The organism is Roseibium sp. RKSG952 (genome assembly GCF_009711355.1).
Genome location: NZ_SMMF01000317.1, coordinates 1 through 576, shown reverse-complemented (window position 1 = coordinate 576; position 576 = coordinate 1). Strand labels below are relative to the sequence as shown.

Here is a 576-nt window from a genome sequence, read left to right as displayed (position 1 = left end):
CCGGTGTTGGTCAGGCTGGCATTGTCGCCGACAACTTCAACGGCATATCCGTCGGAAGCGGTGGCGGACACCTGCCCGCTATTGATCACGGACGCATTGTTTCCGGCCACTTCCATGCCACTGGCGCCTGTGATTGTACCTGTGTTCACTACGACTGCATTGTCGCCGTCAACCTCAAGGCCAGTCGCTCCGTCACCGCTGGCCGACAGCGTGCCGGAGTTCGTGACGGTTGCATTTGCCCCGGTAATCCGGCTGCCACGCAGACCGGTGAGTGTTCCGCTATTGACCACAGTTGCGCCGTCTCCGGCCAGGGCCAACGCCTGACCGTCCGTCCCGCTTGCCGAAACGACACCGGAATTGGTGAAGCTTGCGGATGTCCCGGAAAGTCTGACGGCGTTGTCTCCCGTCACCGTTCCCTCATTGGTGAACGCGGTATTGGCGCCATCAATGTCAACGGTGTAGAGGCCTTCATCGTCTGACACGGCAGCTGCACTTATGGACGCTGCGTGCGTGGCAAGGCCGGTCGCTGAGCCTGAAGCGCCGACGATCGTTCCGGTGTTGGTCAGGCTGGCATTG

At 61.3% G+C, this 576-nt stretch carries 1 pseudogene; it reads right to left on the bottom strand.

Going from position 1 to position 576, the window contains the following annotated elements:
- Positions 1 to 576, bottom strand: a pseudogene (locus tag E1297_RS48855) (hypothetical protein); the annotation flags it as partial.